General features: G+C 70.0%; 10 protein-coding genes and 1 pseudogene. 10 read left to right on the forward strand and 1 reads right to left on the reverse strand.

Annotated elements, in window-relative coordinates; all coding sequences use genetic code 11:
* The first annotated feature begins 4 nt into the window (after positions 1–4).
* The 9 genes from ABIE65_RS23205 to ABIE65_RS23245 all read left to right on the forward strand — a co-directional run bounded on the left by ABIE65_RS23205 (position 5) and on the right by ABIE65_RS23245 (position 16,025).
* Positions 5–1,093: a PilZ domain-containing protein gene (locus ABIE65_RS23205; RefSeq protein WP_354081176.1), complete on the forward strand. Its 1,089-nt coding sequence runs from the start codon at positions 5–7 to the stop codon at positions 1,091–1,093.
* A gap of 4 nt (positions 1,094–1,097) precedes the next feature.
* Positions 1,098–2,096: a glycosyltransferase gene (locus ABIE65_RS23210; protein WP_502918562.1), complete on the forward strand. Its 999-nt coding sequence runs from the start codon at positions 1,098–1,100 to the stop codon at positions 2,094–2,096.
* Positions 2,081–2,518 carry a GtrA family protein gene (locus ABIE65_RS23215; RefSeq protein ID WP_354081080.1) on the forward strand — a complete coding sequence of 146 codons (438 nt, stop codon included), beginning with the start codon at positions 2,081–2,083 and terminating at the stop codon, positions 2,516–2,518. The genes ABIE65_RS23210 and ABIE65_RS23215 overlap by 16 nt, the downstream gene beginning before the upstream one ends.
* A 12-nt stretch (positions 2,519–2,530) precedes the next feature.
* Positions 2,531–6,121, forward strand: coding sequence for a right-handed parallel beta-helix repeat-containing protein (locus tag ABIE65_RS23220; protein ID WP_354081082.1), 3,591 nt, complete (start codon positions 2,531–2,533; stop codon positions 6,119–6,121).
* A complete protein-coding gene (locus ABIE65_RS23225; protein WP_354081084.1) occupies positions 6,118–8,145 on the forward strand; it encodes a tetratricopeptide repeat protein in 2,028 nt (675 codons plus the stop codon). The genes ABIE65_RS23220 and ABIE65_RS23225 overlap by 4 nt, the downstream gene beginning before the upstream one ends.
* Positions 8,142–9,575, forward strand: a complete 1,434-nt coding sequence (locus ABIE65_RS23230) for a hypothetical protein (protein WP_354081086.1) — start codon at positions 8,142–8,144, stop codon at positions 9,573–9,575. Before ABIE65_RS23225 ends, ABIE65_RS23230 begins: the two co-directional genes overlap by 4 nt.
* The gene (locus tag ABIE65_RS23235) at positions 9,572–12,241 is read left to right on the forward strand and encodes a tetratricopeptide repeat protein (RefSeq protein WP_354081087.1); all 2,670 of its coding nucleotides are present in this window, start codon (positions 9,572–9,574) and stop codon (positions 12,239–12,241) included. The genes ABIE65_RS23230 and ABIE65_RS23235 overlap by 4 nt, the downstream gene beginning before the upstream one ends.
* A 10-nt stretch (positions 12,242–12,251) precedes the next feature.
* Positions 12,252–14,570, forward strand: a complete 2,319-nt coding sequence (locus ABIE65_RS23240) for a tetratricopeptide repeat protein (RefSeq protein ID WP_354081089.1) — start codon at positions 12,252–12,254, stop codon at positions 14,568–14,570.
* 99 nt (positions 14,571–14,669) lie between these two features.
* Positions 14,670–16,025, forward strand: a complete 1,356-nt coding sequence (locus tag ABIE65_RS23245) for an outer membrane beta-barrel protein (protein ID WP_354081091.1) — start codon at positions 14,670–14,672, stop codon at positions 16,023–16,025.
* A 13-nt stretch (positions 16,026–16,038) separates the two neighbouring features.
* Here the strand turns inward: ABIE65_RS23245 and ABIE65_RS23250 are convergent, their stop codons facing one another.
* Positions 16,039–17,052 carry an alginate lyase family protein gene (locus ABIE65_RS23250; RefSeq protein ID WP_354081093.1) on the reverse strand — a complete coding sequence of 338 codons (1,014 nt, stop codon included), beginning with the start codon at positions 17,050–17,052 and terminating at the stop codon, positions 16,039–16,041.
* A 123-nt stretch (positions 17,053–17,175) separates the two neighbouring features.
* On the opposite strand from ABIE65_RS23250, the pseudogene ABIE65_RS23255 reads away from it, so the two are divergent.
* Positions 17,176–17,427, forward strand: a pseudogene (locus tag ABIE65_RS23255) (IS110-like element ISMmg1 family transposase); the annotation flags it as partial.
* Positions 17,428–17,669 lie beyond the last annotated feature (242 nt).

A 17,669-nucleotide genomic window follows, 5' to 3' on the forward strand; every position in this document is an offset into this window, starting at 1 on the left:
GACTATGCAACTGATCCACGAAGCCGAAGTGCAGCGGCAGCATCCGCGGCTTCGAATCCCCGTCTCCGTCGAGCTCAAGGGCGAGCGCTACGAGGCGTCGAACATCTCGGTCAGCGGTCTGGGCCTGCCGCCCGAGGCGGGTCCGCTGGTCAGGGGGGCGCGCCACGACCTGGTCCTGCGCATCCCGTTCAACGACTTCGAGATGTCGTTGCCGATAAAGGCAGAAGTGAAGCACGGCGGCGGAGAGACACTCGGTCCCGGGCTCTGCTTCACCGACGTCACCCGGCGGCAGCAGAGCTTTCTGCAATACGTCGTGAACGGCTATCTCAGCGGGCAGATGATCCGGGCGGGGGACGTTTTCGACGTGGCCGCGCGCGATGCCTTCGTCCCGAGCCGGCCGGACGGAGCCGCGAAGGCGGGCGGCGGCGCGAAGGCCCGCTTCAAGAAGGTGGTGGGGCTGACGCTGCTGACGATCGTCGGCCTGTCCTGCTTCGTTTTCGTCGGTACATCCATCGCCGAGCGTACGTTCGTGACCGAGGCCGCAGGCACGCTCAGCAGCCGCCATTCAGTGGTGGTGCGCGCGCCGCTCGCGGGCCTAGTGCGCAGCCTCCTCGTCGCGCCGGGGACGGACGTGACCGAAGACACGGTGCTGGCGGTCATCGAGAGCGAACTGGGCGCGGTTCGGCTCGTCCAGAGTCCGTGCAACTGCGTGCTGGCCACGACGTACATCGCCGACGGCGAGTATGTGAACGTCAATCAGGCGCTCGTGGGCATGACGCCGGATTCCGCCGCCCAGGTGGTCGTGGCGCAACTGCCGTTGGAGGCCGCCCGCCACGTGAAGCCCGGCGACGACGCGTTCGTCGATTTTCTCGACGGCCGGCAGAGCGTCGCCGGGACCGTCGAGCGCGTGAAGGCGGCGTCGATCGATCCCAACAGCTATGGCGGCCGGAGTTTCAACACCCCGGCACTGGCCCGCATCGAGGTTTCGCTGAGCGAGGACCTCCCCGTGTCGGAGATCGGACAGCCGGTCGCCCTGCGCATCTCGTCCATCTCCCGCACGATCAACGCGGCGACGGCGCTGCTGAAGGAGTGATGCAATGAGGCAGATACCCTCCACCGCCGAACGCCGCGTGCTGAGCCGCGAAGAGTTTCTGATGCGGTTCGGTGGTCTGTCGATCGCGGTTCTGCTCCCCTGTTACAACGAGGAACTGACGGTCGCCGGATGCATCGCGGGCTTCCGCGAGAGCCTGCCGAACGCGACGATCTACGTGTACGACAATCGATCGACCGACGGGACCTATTCCGCGGCCGAGGCCGCCGGCGCCGTGGTCCGCCGGGAGCCGCTTCAGGGCAAGGGCAATGTGGTGCGGCGGATGTTCTCGGACATCGACGCCGATGTCTACGTCATGGCCGACGGAGACGGCACGTACGATGCTCGTTCCGCGCCCTTCCTGGTCGAGTATCTGCTGGCGAACCGCCTGGACATGGTCGTCGGGTCGCGCGCCGCCCAGGACGCCAAGGCCTACCGACCGGGCCACGCGTTCGGCAACAGGATGCTCACCGGTGTGGTGGGCTTCATCTTCGGCAGCCGCTTCGTCGACATGCTGTCTGGCTACCGGGTGTTCTCCCGTCGTTTCGTGAAGACCTTCCCGGCGCTCTCCACCGGCTTCGAGATCGAGACGGAACTCACGGTCCATGCCCTGGAACTGCGGCTGCCGGTCGACGAACTGAGCACGCCGTTCGGCGAGCGGCCTGAGGGATCGTCGTCAAAGCTGTCGACCGTTCGCGACGGACTGCGCATCCTCAAGCTGATCGTGGACCTGTTCAAGCTCGAGAAGCCACTGAGCTTCTTCGGGATTGTTGCCGGCCTGCTCGTGCTCGCGAGCCTGACGATGGGAATACCACTGATCACGGAGTTCATGGCGACCGGGCTGGTGCCGAGGTTGCCGACGGCGGTGCTGGCGTCGGCTCTGATCGTGCTCGCTGCGCTGTCATTCGTGTGCGGCCTGATCTTGGACACGGTCACGCGGGGCCGTCGGGAACTGAAGCGGCTGCACTACCTCTCGCATGGAGCCGTTCCGTGGCGGATCCCCTGAGCCGCGCCGGGCTGGCTGCGGCGGAGGCTTCGCGGTTTGTGCGGTTCGGCTTCGTCGGGGTCGCCGCCTTCGGTGTAGATGCGGCCACCCTGTTCGTCGCGATCGAAGCTGCCGGTACGTCACCCTACACCGGGCGCGCGATCTCGTTCCTCGCCGCAGCGACGGCGGCCTGGGCGCTGAACCGCCGATTCACCTTTCCGGAGGCGGAAGGACACCCGGTTCTGGAGTGGGGCCGCTATCTGGCCTCGAACAGCGGCGGCGCGCTGCTCAATCTCGGCACCTATACCGCCCTGGTCGCCGGCAGCGACGTCTTCTACCGCCACCCGGTCGCGGCGGCGGGGCTGGGCGCATTGTCCGGCATGATCGTCAACTTCCTGGCTGCGCGGCGCTTCGTGTTCCGCGCCGGACCGGCCGACAAGTAAGGATACGAACGCGTGCGCGCTCCACGATCGGTTCAGAGGGCAACGATCGCGGCGCTCCAGATCGCTGCCCTGGTCACATGTGTCGCAATCCCGGCACGGGACGCGACGGCGAGCGAGCGGTGGAGCCTCTACCGTGGGCGGGACCCGCTGGTGTTCTCCACGGCGACCGAGACCATCGACCGGGCGCGTGCCGCGCTGCGGAGCCACCAGCTGTCCGCGCGGCAGGACGGCGTGGCGTACGACAGGCGCGCGGCGCAGCCGTTGTGGCTCGATCTGATCGTCGCGCTGTTCGCCGGGCTGAAGGTGCCTTCCATATCGGCGGGCGCCGCCGACGACCTGGCGGTGGAGACGCGCAACGCGATCATTCAACTCGACGACCCCGCTGAGCGGGTCGCGTTGCTCGAGGATCTCGCGCGGATCGAGTTGTCGAAGGGCCGGGTCGCCAGCGCCGAAAAGGCACACAGCATGTCCTGGCGCAGCGTCCTGGAGGTATCGAGCCCGGCGGTGCAGGATGCGCTCAAGCGGCGAGCCGCTTCGCTGGGCGCTCTCCTGTCTCCCGCCGCCCGTGCGGAGGCCAGGGAACGGGCGGCCACGATCGGAGATATCGCGCAGCGCATCGCGGCGCTGCGGGAACTCGCCGGGGCGGATGTCGCGGACGGTTCGGCCGGCGCCGAAGCGCAGATGCTGTTTCAGGCCGGGGATGCCCCGGAACTGCGCGACGCGCGCCTGTTGGCGCTCGCGGAGCGCTTCCTGCTGGTCGGCTTCTCGGATCTCGCGACCACCCTGACGCTCGCTACGGAGGCCGTTCCCACGGAGCGCGACCGGATGCTCGCGCGCATCGTGGAGCGCGAGATCGTGTGGCGCGTTCAGCCGCCGCGGCTCTTTGCGCACCGGCTGATCTTCGATTCCCGGCTCGCGGCCGCGGTGGCTCGACGTGTCGTCGCCTACGAACTGGCGTCCAGGGAACTCGCGGCGGCGCGGCAGACGGCGCTCGGTATCGAGGTGGCCGGGGAGCGGTGGGCGGCGCTTCTGGATATCGCCGCCTGGCTCGGCGCCGAGCGCTACGGGACGCAGGCCGAAGGGCTGCTGGATCTCGTTGACCGGGAGACATCGGCCGCCGGGGTGAGAGCCCTCCGGCCCGCGCTCGAGGCGCAGCGCTTCGCATTGCTGCTGCAGCGTGAGGACGCGGTCGCCGCCGTCAAGCTATGGCGCAGCGGTGCGTCCGCCGTTCCCGAGGTGCGCGCACGCATCGGGGAATTCGCGCGGCTTCTGCTGCAGGCGGAGCGATCGCGCGATCTCGACCGGCTAGCCGATGAAACGATGGATGCGGACGAGGCGGCCCTCGTCGGGTACGAACTGGCCCGGGCGGCGCTCCGCGACCGTGCCTATGCGAGGGCGGCCGGATACATCGAGCGTATCGCGGACGCCGATGCCAGGGTCCGTGCGAACCTGGAACTGGCGCGTGACCGGGTACTGTGGGCCGACCCGCGTGCCGAGGTGGGCGTCCGTGACGCGATGGTGCGTAGGGCAGAGGCGGCGCTCGTTGCCGGCGCGCGGACCAGCAGCACCGACGAGGAGCTGCACGTGCTTCTCGTCGATACACTGGCCGCTCTCGGACGATACGATCTCGCTTTGCAGGCGGTGCAGCGGCTCAGCCCGGAGCGGCAGCGGCGTCTGGATGTCCAGGGGATGCTCGCGGTGGCGGCGGCCCGGTCCGGCGACGTGATGGCTTCCCTGCAGCGGATCGAGGCCTTTCCGCCGTCCGGCTCAAGGGCCAGGGTGGTCCGCGACGTCGCTGAAGTCCTGATGGAGCAGGGCCATGTGCGGGAGGCGACCGCGCTGGTCCGCGCGATCCCGACATGGGCGGACCGCGCGAAAGGCTTCAGTTTGCTCGCGCGGCGGCATGGCGAACTCGTGCTGGCGTCCGGCGCGCTGACGGGGTCTGCGGACGGCATGCCGCCGGGACCCGCGGTGCCGGACCGTCCGGAGGCGCTCGTGGCGAAGCAACGCGCTCCGCTTTACTCCAGGGGCAGCATCAGTTTCTTCGGCAGCGACGATCCCGGCGAAAAGCTCCGACTGCCGGACCTTCCGGACCTTCGCGGGGCTGACGCGGCTTCGATCCGCGCAGCGGTTCCCGCGATCGCGCCGGGCCGGATGCACGTCACCTTCCTGCAGTACAGCCAGTACAACAAGAAGTTCATGGCCGACGTCGGCAAGGTGGATCTCGCGCGGGATGCGCAGGGATCGCGGCATCCGCGGTACATCTTTCTCGAAACCGGGGTGTTCGATCTGCCGGCGATCTACGACCGTCTCCGCGACAGCGACGAGGACCAGATACTGACGCGCGAGGGGCGCAAGTATCTGGTGCGGATGCCCGTACTCGTCGGACCCGAGGCGTCGCTGGTGATTTCCGGCAACGACGTCGAATCGTTCCGGCTCAGTAAGGAAGGCTCGTCGTACCTCGTCAATGCCGGGAAACTGTTCATCGTCGACACCGAACTGACGTCCTGGAGCGAAAAGTCGGGGGAACAGGCCCCGTTGCACTACGAAACGCGGCAGGATTACCGCCCCTTCTTCCTCGCCTGGTCCGGGTCGGAAACCCTGGTCACCCAGTCACGGATTGCCGGCCTCGGCTACCAGTCGGACAAGAGTTACGGCATGTCCTTCTCGGCGGGACCGGCGGACCTGCTGCGTGGCTTCGGGTCGAAGCTCGCGCGTCCCACGGGAACGATCACCGACTCGATCTTCGATCAGATGCTGTACGGCTATTATTCGTACGAAGCGGACGACATGCGGGTCGTCGGCAACACGTACGAGAACAGCGTCGTCTACGGCGTCGACCCGCACGATCGCTCGAACGGCCTGGTCTTCGCGTACAACACGGCCTACGGCACCAAGGTGGCGCATGGTCTGATCGGCTCGCGCGAAGTCGATAGCGCTTGGTGGATCGGCAACGTCTCCTTCGACAATGCCGGCTCAGGCCTGATGATCGACCGCGACTCCGTGTCCAATCTGATCTTCGGCAACCTGCTGTTCGACAATCGTCAGGACGGCCTGACCTTCTTCGAGAGTTCCTGCGCCCTCGTCGTCGGGAACGAGATATTCGGCAACGACCGGAACGGCGCCCTCGTCCGTAACAGCTGGTCGATCTCGCTCTTCCGGAACCGCGTGACCGGCAACAGCATCAACGCCGTTACCGCATATACGGGGGCGCTGGACCAGCCGCAGCGCGATTACGCGCTGGACCCGTACTTCCCCGTCACCTCGCTGACGGTGGCGGACAACCTGCTCGCCGGCCGGCAGAGCCTGATGAATCTGAAGTCCGTCAGCGCGGTCACGCTGGGCAAGAACCGGTTCCTGGGGGCGCGGCTGATTTCGGGCATGGACCGCAAGGTCGAGCGGGATCTGGTGGGCCTGTCGGGTCGCGGCGTGACCATTGCCGACCAGTGCGCACCATCCATTCCGGCGATTCACTGCGGGCTCGAAGAAGCGGGCTTCGTGAAGCCGGTCCGCCACTTCGTCGAGCCGCTGGCCGGCGAGGCGTGCGGTGCCGGAGGGGCGCGCGCCCATGCTGCGGTCGAACAGGACGAGGCGAAGCGATGAACATCCGCGTCCTTCTCTCCTGCGGCGTGCTGGTGATCTGCGCGGCGGCTGCCGGCTTCGCGATGCACTGGAGCTATTTCCGCGGACCGTCCTTCGACGTATGGGCGGGCGAGCGCGTCGTCGAGGCGCGCGCGCTGATCCGGACGGGAGACCTGGACGGCGCGCGCCGCATGCTGGGCCGTATCGGCGAGATCTCGCCGGCACGCGAAGCATACGAGCTGGGCCGTTTCTTCCGCGACGGGCTCCTCGGCGACCTGCGTCCGAACGCGGACACCGCCGCGGCCGAGGCTGCCTTCGCGGCGGCTGCCGGCGGCGGCCCGGGGAAGATCACGGCCAAGGCGCTGCTCGAACTCTCGCGAATCCGGACGGCGCGCGGGGCACCCGATGCCGAGGTCGAGGGGCTGCTCCGGCGCGCGTCAGACATGGGCGACCGCCGCGCGTCCACGCAGCTCGCGCTCAGGCTCCTGCGATCCGACGCCCCACCGATCCGTGCCCAGGCGCTGCGGCTTCTCTGGGGCGCCAGCTGGTCCGACCCCGCCGCGGCCATTGCCCTTGCGCGGCTGTACCGGAGCGGTGCCGTCCCGGTACCGACCGAGCGTGTCGAAGCGGATCTCGTGGCGCGCGCGAAACAGTTCCTCGCACGCGGGGCGCGGAATGGTGCCATCGGCGACATGATGAGCCTGGGACGCTTCCTGCGCGACGATGATGTGGGCCAGCGGGATCTGCCTCTGGCGCTGGCGTGGTTCCGTCGCGCCGCAGCCGCCGGTTCGCTTCAGGGTATGGTTGCGGCGGCCGATCTCCTGCTGGGCGACGACCCTGGGGTGCGCGACGCGGAGGGCGGCGCGCAACTGCTCGCGATGGCCGCGGATGCGGGCAGTCCCGACGCCGCCTTCCGGCTCGGCCTCCTGCATACGGAGGGGCGCCTGCAGGGCGCGGATGCCACATCGGGCCGGCAGTGGCTGGAGAGGGCCGTGGCCATGGGCTCCGCGGCCGCGATGGTCCATCTGGCGGAGCCGCTGATGCAGGCGGCGCCGGGGACGGCGGCGTTCGAACGCGGCACCGCGCTGGTCAGGGCGGCGTCCGGCGCGGGAAGCGCGTCCGCCGCGTTCCTGATCGGCAAGGCGATCGAGCAGGGGCGGCTGGACGGTGGAGATCCCCGTTCCTGGTACGAACTGGCCGCGCAGCGCGGCAGCCGCAAGGCGATGTCCCGGCTCATCGAAGCGCACCGGATCGGCGATATTGCGAACGTGGATCCGGAGCGTGAAATGTTCTGGATCAGGCGCTCGCTGGAGAATGGCGGCCGGAACACCACGCTGATGCGGCGGCTGGGCGAGGCGTATCTCGCCGGCACCTACGGTCTGCCGCGCGACCTGGTCCAGTCGGCCCACTGGTTCGAGCTGGCGGCGGAGCGCGGCAGCAGCAGTGCGATGCTTCAAATCGCGGAAGCCTATGCGAACGGCGGCGGGGTGCCGCTGGACGCGGAGAAGGCGGTCTACTGGTACACGCGGGCGGCGGAGCGCGGTTCGGTCAAGGCGCTGGACCAGCTGGCGCGGGCCTATGCGTCCGGCTTCGGCGTCCGCCTCGACCCGGTCGAAGCGTTCAAGCTGTTCCTGCGCGCGGCGCGCGCCGGCTCGGTGTTCGGACTGCGCGAGACGGGCCGCTGTTACGCCATCGGCTTCGGCGTCGAGGCCGATCCGGAACGCGCGCTCGAATTCTACGAAGCCGCCGCAGCAGCCGATGATACGGCCGCGATGCTCGAACTCTCCTTCTCGTTCCGGAACGGCTACGGAACCGCACCCGATCCGCGCCGCGCCTTCGTGTGGATCGAGCGTGCTGCGTTGCGCGCCGACAAGAACGCGCAGTTCCTTATCGGCCGTGCGTATCTCGAAGGCGATCAGGTCACGAAGGACATCACGAAAGCCCGTACGTGGCTGCGCTCGGCCATGGCGCTCGGGTCCGGTGACGCCGAGCGGTTGCTGGCGGAGATCGAGCGTGACCTTCCGGTGCAGGGAACAGGCGGATGACCATCGCCGTGACCGCGAAAGAGACGCTGCTCGGCGCAGGCGTCACCATAGCCACCACGGCGGTCTGCTTCGCGTTCTTCGTGGCGGTGCAGGTCCTGTCCTACTGGATACCGCCCGATCGAGCTGCGGCGCATCTTCGCCAGGCGTTCGTGGACGGCGATCTGCAGCTCGCGAACTCGCTCCCGCACGACGCAGTCAAGGGCTACCACCAGCGCAACGATTGCCTGGTCTTCTGGATGACCATCATCCGCCCGGAGGAGATCGGTGAATATCTGTCGGCCGGCCAGTTCGTCGGCGACCCGAGCGGCCGCACGACCTATTGCGAGGTGATGCGGGATCATCTGTTAGATGATCGCCTCGGGACCGAAGACTACGGCAATTATTTGCGATACCTGCACGGCTATCGGGCGGTCACGGTATTCGCTCTGTCGGTCCTGGACGTACCTGGCATGCGGCTGCTCTACAAAGGCCTCTGCTACGCCCTGCTGCTGACCTCCTGCCTACTGGCCCTGCGGCGCCTCGCGCCCGGACGGGGACCGTCCGACGAGATGGCGCAGCTTCGCGCTTCCGGCGGTGTCGCCCTGACGGTCGCGTTCGCGCTGTTCTACGGGCTGCCCTATTTCGGCCAGTCGCCGTCCCACGCGCCGCTCGCCTGGACGATCTTCGCCTTTCTGATCTTCGCGACCGGCCGCGACCTTCTCGCCATGGGGCGGGTCGCCTACTACGCCGCACTTTCCGCCTTCGGCGCCTTCGTCGCCTTCTTTGAATATCTCACCGGCGGCGCCGTCATCGGCCTGGCGATGCTTCTCGGCCTGCTGGCGCTGCAGGGCGAGCGTCACACGGCGCCCGGCCCATACGTCCGTCGCAGCGTCCTGGGGGTGTTCGCCTATCTGGGCGGCATCGTCCTCGCCTTCCTGTTCAACCTCGCCCTGAACTTCTGGCATTTCGGCAACGACGCGCTGATCCGTTTCGCGCGTGCCCTGATCACCCGGATGGGCACGACGACGGTCACCCGGACGGACGGAGTGGTGGACGGCGGGCAGGCGAAGATCTCCGGTCTCGACGTCGCCGAAGCACTGGTGGCGAAGCTCGACTTCCTGGCGGGCGGCAATCCCGTTCTGGCGCAGCTGGTGTTCGTCGCGTGCGGATTCGCGATCGTCGGTTTCGCCGTCGTGGGTCTCATTCACGCGCGCTCGGCCACCAGCGTCGTTCGCGTGGCCCTGGTGGTCGCGTCGGTGGCCATGGTCCTGCTGTGGTACGCAGCCTTCAAGAACCACAGCCTCATCCATGCGGCGTTCATGGTCCGTGTCCTGGTTTGGATCCCGGCGGCGGCGCTGCTCATGGCCGTGCTCGCATTCGAGCATCTCTGGGGCGAGCGGCCGGCCCCCGCCGCACCGCGAAGACCTCTCGCCGCAAGGAGGCGTGCATGATCCGCTTCGCCGGAGTTGCCGCAGCTGCCGTCCTGACCGTGGGCTTCTGGTGCGGTCTGGCCTCCGCCGCGGTGTGGGAGCCCCTGGTGCCGAAGGCATGCATCGACACCCGGTCTCTCGTGGAGCAGGAACCGGATCTCCTGGGGACGCGCACGTTCGGCAGCGTCGCCGAACTGCACGCCGCGGCCGACGCGGCGGCGCGGGCGCAGGGTGTCACGCTTCGGGACGCGCAATGGCGTGTCGCTCGGACGGCTGCGGCCTCCGTCGCGGCGCCGGGCGACGTGGCGCCGGTGCTCGATTTTCTCCGGAGCCTCTGGCGGGGCGGCGAGGCGCGGGCCGCCCTGGCGTATGGCGAGCTGGCGGCGCGCTGGCCCGCGCTTCCGGCCGTGCCGAGCGCCGACCGGGCGCTCGCCTCGGCCGCCGTCGCCGGAAGCGCCGAGGCCATGCTGGCCCTCGCGCGGCATCGTGCATCCGGCGCCGGCGCCGGCGCCGCGTCCGTGCCGGCGCTGCTCGCGCAGGCGCGCAGCCTGCTGTGGGGCCGCGTGACGGGGGGCGAGTGCGGGGCCCTGACGACCCTCGCCCGGCTCCATCTCGACCCGGTCGATGGAGAGCGCGATCCCGCGCAGGCCGAGGAACTCCTGGCGGCGGCCGCGGAGCGGCACGTGGCCGCGGCCGCCGTCGCGCTGGCGGACCTGCTGCTGAGCGGCGACGGCGTCGCCTACGACCTCGATCGTGCCATCGCCCTGCTCGAGCGGGAGAGCGGTCGTGGAACGCGCGGCGCCCAGTCGATGCTGCTCCGCCTGCGGCTGGCGGGGCCTCTGCCCGCTCGCGACCGGGCGCGCGCCGATCGCATCGCCGCGGCCTTCGCCGCGAGCCACGGCCCGGACTCGATGGGCGTGACGATCCTGCTGGCGGAGGACGCGGCCGGCCGGTTCGGCGGGCCGATCGACCAGGGCCGCGTCGCCACCCTGCTCGCCGAAGCGGAACGACACCCGCCGAGCCTCGACCACGCCATGCTGGCGCGCGCCTACCTGGAGGGCTGGCAGGGGACGGTGGACATACCGGCGGCGACGCGTGCGTTGACCAGGGCGGTGTCGCAGGGAAGCGCGGAGGCGCAGGCAGCGCTCGCCGAACTCCGCCTGATGACCGAGGGCGTCGTGCCGGAGGCGGTCCGCATGCTTCAGGAGGCGGCCGAGCGGGGCGTGATCGGTGCCATGCTTCGGCTTCAGGGCCTCGCGGCCGCAGGGAGCGTCTCCGCGAAGGTCGCCGACCGGATGCGTGCGCTCCTGGTTGAAGCCGCGGGTACCGGTTCGGACGCGGCCGCCTCTGCCGTGGCCCGGACGATGTTTCGTGAGGCGATTCTGGACGGCGAGCTAGCAGACGACGCGCGGACTGCGTTGGAGCAGGCGGCGCGCAACGGCAGCGTCGTGGCCGCTCTGGAACTGGAGCGTGCGCGAAACCTGTTCCGGAACGGGCGCGAGAGGGCCGCACCGGATGCACATCGTGCGGCAGGGCTCGATGATTACGGCGCACCGGAGCGCATGCTGCGCATCGGCCGTGCCTACAACGGGCAGACGGCGCTCGGCACCCACCCCGACATCGCCTCTGACTGGTTCGCGAAATGTGCCCGGTTGGGCGATATACGGTGCCATGCCGCATTGGCCGGGCTGTCGGACAGGCATCCGGATCTGAACCTGATGCCCGCGGCCGTCGCCGAACGGAGCCGCCGGATAGCCGCGGAGGCGGGGATCGCCGATGCGATCTTCGCCGTCGGGACGATGACCGGGCCGCCTTCCGGGGAACGCGTCCGCCGAGCCGCCGAACTCAATCATCTGCCGGCGATGCTCGCCCTTCTGGACGCCAGCCGCGGCGACGCCGCACGGCTTCGCGATGGCGTCCGCTGGTTCGATCGCGCCTCGGCCCTCGCCCAAGCCGACATCGAGCAGTCCGTCGCCCTCGGCCGGGCCTATCGCGACGGTAGCAGCCTGCCCAAGGATGCCGACCTCGCCCTCGCGATCTTCACCCGGGCGGCGACGCTCGGCAGCGGCGTCGCGATGCGCGAGGTCGCCGACCTGCAGCTGGCGAAACCGGAGACGGAGGCGCGCGCGGCGGGGCTGCAATGGCTGCAGCGCGCCGCTGCGCTCGGCGACGTTCCGGCGATCGAACGGCTGTCGCGGGCTCATTTCGACGGCTGGTTCGGTCGCGCCGATGCCACCGCCGGCTTCCGCTTCGCGCTGCTCGCCGCCGCTCGCGGCTCTGCCGAGAGCAAGCACCTCGTCGCCGACGCGTTGGAGACCGGATTCGGCACGCGCGCCGATCCCGCCGAGGCTGAGCGCTGGCGTCGCGATGCCGCCGCCGGCGGCGACGTCGCCGCGATGGTGACGCTGGGCGAGCGTGCGCTCGCGGATGCGTCGCAGAAGGACGGCGACGCGGCACTGGCATGGTTCGGCCGGGCGGCGGCGGCGGGCGACGGCCGTGCGCTCTACCGCCTCGGCAGGCTCCAGCAGGAAGGTCGCTTCGGGCCGCCGGACGAGGCGGCGGCGCAGGGCTTGTTCGAGGCGGCTGCCGAGCGGGGCAACCTGATGTCGATCTACACACTCAGCCGGCTCCGCGACCAGACACACCCCGCTCCCGCCGAACGGCGTCGGATGCACGGATCGAACTGAGGGGCATGCCATGAACGGCACTACACGTCGCGCTCGCATCGGCCTGCTGCGATCGGCCGCCGCCATCTGTCTGTTCGCCCTCCCGGGGGCCTGCTCCTATCGCCTGGAGGACAAGCCGGGCAGCGTCGAACTGCTTCGGGCGCGCGAGCAGGCGGAGGCCGGTGACCGGCGCGCGGCACTCGATGCTGTCGAGGCTGGGATCGCCAAGGCCCGGGACCCGGCCATCGTCGCGCGTCTGCACTATGATCGCGCGCGGCTGCTCGACCGGCAGGGCGGCGGCGATCCGCAGGAGATTCTCCGCGAGCTGGAGATCGCCCGCCGCGGCGGCTATGCCCCCGCCACCATGTTCCTGGCGGAACTGCACGAGAGCGGCCGGCTCGGCACACCCGACGCCGCGGCCGCGGCCGCCCTGTACGAGGAAGCGCGGGCCTTCGATCCGCGTGCCGCCATCGCGCTGGCGCGTCTGGCGCAGCAGGGACAGGTCCGGCCGTCGGTGCCGCTGGCGCGGCTCGTGTCGAACGGTGTCGGCGCGCTCGAAGCGCAGGCTGCGTCGGGACAGGTGAGCGCCGTCCGGGAACTCGCGCGTCTCAATTCCGACGGCATCCTGCTGCCGCCCGATCCCCTGAAGGCCGAACGGCTGCTGACCCGGGGAGTCGAACTCGGCGACGTCGGGGCGCTCACCGACCTGGCGCTGCTCTGGCTGGCGCGGCCGGAACCGGCGCAGAAGCGGCGCGCGCGGCGCATGCTCGAAAGTGCCGCCGACCGCGGCGCGCGGCGCGCGATGGTCGAGCTCGCGAAGTTCCATCGGGACGGCAGCTTCGGGGCGCCCGACCTCGTCGCTTCGGCGGGCTGGTTCCGCCGCGCGACCGCCGCGGGCGAGGCGGGGTTGGAAATGGACCTGGCGCAGGTCCTCCTCGCATCGCCCGGCCGGACGGACGGGCAACTGGCCGAAGCGGTGGGCCTGATAGACGGGGCGGTCGCCGGCGGAGACCCCCATGCGGCGCTGATCCGCGGCCGCCTGCACGCGTCGGGAACCGGCGGACCGGTCGACGGTCCCGAGGCGATCCGAATGTTCGAACGCGCCAGGGCCGCTCGTCTGCCGGATGCACCCGTCGAACTGGGGCGCCTCTATGCCCAGGGCACCGGCGTGCCTGCTGATCCCGCCCGTGCCGTGGGCTACTGGCAGGAGGCGCTGAGCCTGGGCGCCACCGGCGTCTACAAGGACCTCGGCGAAGCCTATGCGACGGGAACCGGCGTCGCCCCCGACCCCGTCCGGGCGCGCGAATACCTGACCGTCGCGGCGGAGGGCGGGTCGATATCGGCCGCGCTGCTGCTGGCGCAGCTCCACGAGCGAGGCGTCGACGGCCCGCCGGACAATCCGGCGGCGGCGAAATGGTACGAGGTTGCCGCTCGCGAGGGCTCGGTCGGCGCGTCGACGAGTCTGGCGGCGCTGTACGAGCGGGGCGTCGACGGCACACCCGACATCCCCCGGGCGGTTCGGTGGTACGAGATGGCGGCGGAGCGCGGGTCGGTCGGCGCCATGGGCAGGCTGATCGCGATCTACGGCGATGCGCGGTCCGGGGTCGCGGACCGGTCACGCGCGGTTCACTGGCTGACGGCCGCGGCGGATGCCGGGTCCGGCTCCGCGATGTTCGACCTCGCGAAGGCCTATGGCACGGGCGACGGCGTGCCCCGCGATCCGGCCCGGGCGGAAGCGCTGCTGGGGCGCCTCCATGCGACCGACCCGGACTCCGCCGCGTCGATCGCGCGCGCCTATGCGGACGGGCTGATCGGCGTGCGCGACCAGACGGCCGCGGTCGCCTGGTATCGGCGCGCGGCCAAACGCGGCGATGCACGGTCCATGCGTGCACTCGCCGAGGCCTATGACGAGGGGCGCGGCGTTGGCGCCGACGCCCGTGCCGCCGGTGCGTGGTATGCGCGCGCGGCGGATGCGGGCGACGTCGTCGCGATGCGCCGGCTCGGCGACCGGATCGTCGCCGCGGGCGAGGAGGGGGCGGGGAATCGCGCGGTGACCCTCTGGCGTCGCGCGGCGGCGGGCGGCGACGTCCCGGCGATGCGGTCGCTGGCGCATGCGCTGGCGGTCGGGATATCCGACGAAATCGACCCTCGCCAAGCGCTGCGCTGGTACGAGGCTGCGGCGCGGGCCGGCGACGGCGAGGCGCAGTACCAGGTGGGGATGATGTATCTCCAGGGCCTGGGCGTGGAGCGCGACCCCGAGCGCGCGAAGACCTGGCTGCTCGCCGCGCGGCGCAACCAGATCGGCATGGCCGATGCCGGCCTTCAGGCTTTGGCAACACTAGCGCGCTAAACATCGGCGGTATACGGAGACCCGGCTGTGGGGCGTTGACAACACGTAGTTGCTATTGCATCACGGTCGTATCTTCTTGGGGGGACTGTAGTTTCGCCGATGAAAAAGACGCAGTTGCTGCACACCGCGTATGCGGCGCGCGCAGCCATCTTTGCGGGAACGGTCCTCGCATCCTCCTCGGTGCTTCCGGGGGCGGCGGCGGCGCAGTCGAACGCGGCGCTTCCGTCCGGCGAATCGCTCGAGACGCCGTCGGAGATCGAACGCGGGTTCCCTCAGCTTCCGGCGGATTTCGACCGTCGCGAGCCGGCGGAACCTGAGGCGCTTCTTCGTATCGTCCTCGAGGGCTACACGGGCGTGGTCTTCCAGGACAACGTCTACCGCGCGCCGTCGGACCGGAAGTCCGACCTGCTCTGGATCGGCGCGCCGCGCGCGCGGCTGATCCATGACGGGCCGGAGGTAGACGCCGAGATCGCGGTCGAAGCCGAGATCGGCCGGTATTTCGACGAGACCCGGAACGATTACGAGGATTTCGTGCTGACCGCCGGTCTCGTTCGCGGCGACTTGGCGAGCGATTTCATGCGCCTGCGCGGGTCCTACGGCCGAAGCCATCAGTCCATCGGCGCGGACATCGACACGCCCGACCGCGAGGCGGCGGAAGTTACGGAGTTCTGGCGCGGCGAACTCCTGTTCGACGCCGCCTACCGTGCGGGTGCGTTCCTCTTCGCGCCGGAGGCGCGCGCGCGGAACTTCGACTATCGCGACTCCCGCCGCCTCGACGGCACCCGCATCGACAATCAGGGCAAGAGCCGGACGGAGATCGACGCGGTCCCCCGTCTCGGATGGGGCATCCAGCCGGATCTGTTCCTGCTCGTCGATCCGGGCGTCAACTGGCGGCTCTACGACGAGGATTTCAGCGGCGCACGCGGTTTCGACCGGGATTCATACGGCCTCCGGCCGCGTGTCGGGGCGCGCTACGGCACCGACACCAGCGAGTTCGCCGCCGTCTCGACGATCGGTCTGGCGGTCCAGGACTATCAGGACGACCGTTTGAAGACGATCACCACCCTGGGCTTTCTCGGGGTGTTCGACTGGCGGTTCCTCCCGCAGCAGGCCCTCCGGCTCGAGGTGGAGCGCGACATCGGCGAGACCACGCTGGCCGGCGCCTCGGGCACGATCTCGACGCGGGGACGCGTCAGCTACAGCTATGCGGTCACCGAGAAGCTGGACGTGCGCGCGGCGGCCGAGTTCGACAATCGCGAATTCGTGGTGAACAGCCGCATTCGCCCCGACGACCGGACCGACGAGATCATCCGGGTCGGCGCCGACGTCACCTATCGGCTGACGAAGGTCGGGTTCGTCGGGCTGGGCCTCGATTATGTCGATCGGGACAGCAACGACCCGACCGTCCGCAACGACGGCTTCGAGGCGTCGGCCAGGGTCGGCGCGCGGTTCTGACCGTCGGGGCGTTTCAGGGCGCCAGCAGCGCCGATACGTTGCCGCCGTAGGTGCGGTGGCCGAGCGGCCGGTACTGGCGGAGCAGGGCTTCCGTCTCCGCTTTCGGGAAGCGGGCGTTGTACACTTCGAGCCACGACAGCCGCGTCCCGCGCAGGATGGGTTCGACCTCCTGCGGCTGCCCCGACCGTTCGGCGAAGGGTTGCGGGTCTTTCAGGCCTTCCAGGCTGCGCTCCACCAGCCGGTGCAGGATACCGCCGGACATGGCATAGGCGGGCACGCCGTTCCGCGTCAGCAGTTCCGCCGTCAGCACCAGCGCCGCCGTCGCGTAGGTATGATAGCCGAGAGCCGACTTGCCCCGCTCCAGTTCGAGCGGCAGGTAGCCGTCCGCGGGAATCGAGGCCAGCGTCTCTGCGTGGCGGTCGCGCGCCCAGGTCCACAGCGCCGCGTCGTCCGTCGCGACCGCCGCGTTGGCCACGCCCCAGATCGCCCAGTAGAGATGGTTGTTGTGCCGCGACGGCAGGTCGGAGTCCCGCGGAAAGTCCGCGACGACCAGACGCGCCAGCCGCCGCAGCCACCCTTCCACGACCGCCCTGTCCGTTTCCGGGGCCCACTGGCGGATCTTCGCGTAGGATCCCGCATAGCCCGACAGCTCCCACTTCCGGATGTGCGTCGCGTGCTTGCTGACCACTCCCGCCAGTGCGTCCGCCTCCGCCCAGCTGCGCAGCCAGGTGAGCGCGCAATGTGCGGCCTCGCCGCCGCCGAACGCCGCCAGCGCGGCCCGGTCGGCCATGTCGGAAACCATATTGCCGAAGGCGTTGATGATCTGCGTCTCGGCCTCTATCCGCTCGGTCAGGTCCGCCGGTGGTGCCGGCGGCGTGCCGCAGCGCAGCGCCGCGATGACCTCGGACTTCACGGCCCGGTCCGTGTCGAACATCGGCGAAAAGGGACCCGAGCCCGACGCGGCAAGGACGACCCCGGGCAACACGAGCACGCAGGCGAGCATCTGCGCCGCGCCGCGGGCGATCATGTGGCGACGTGACGAGCGTCGCGTGGGGCAGGGCATATCCGGACCAACTCGCATTCGTGCGGCCACCCCGCAAACGATAGCCTCAATTTCTGCGACCGTCACCGTCTCGGCAAAGGCGCGGCGCTGGGCCGGGGTCAGCTTCCCGTACGGTTTGGCACGTTGCCGCCAACGCGGCGAGCCGTCGTCGGAGGCCTGCCGGCCTGCATCGTGGCGATGGAGGCCTGCTGGCGCGCATCACCTGGGCCGGAATTCGGCACCGCCGGTCACGGGATCCGGCTGATGTCGCCGGAATATGTGCGGCCCTATGTGAAGGCGAACAGGAACGACGACCGTGATGCCCAGGCGATCGCGGAAGGGGCGACGCGGCCGACGATTGCTCGGCATATCCAAACGCGGCAACCGGCATCCGCGGGCGAACCATGATCCATGGCGCTCGTGCGGCGCTGCCGCACATCCTGGCCCAGGATGCCCCCTTAGGGCGATGGGCGCGTCGTCTGCAGCGCGAGCGCAAAAGAATGGCGTCGTGGTCGCGTTGGCGGCCAAGCTCGCGCACATCGTCTGGGCCGCTGCGCAAGGAGCGCTTCGGTGCGCACGCGGCAGCGAGGAGAGGCATCTCG

Origin of the sequence: Constrictibacter sp. MBR-5 (assembly GCF_040549485.1) — a bacterium.
Taxonomy (GTDB): Bacteria; Pseudomonadota; Alphaproteobacteria; order JAJUGE01; family JAJUGE01; genus Constrictibacter.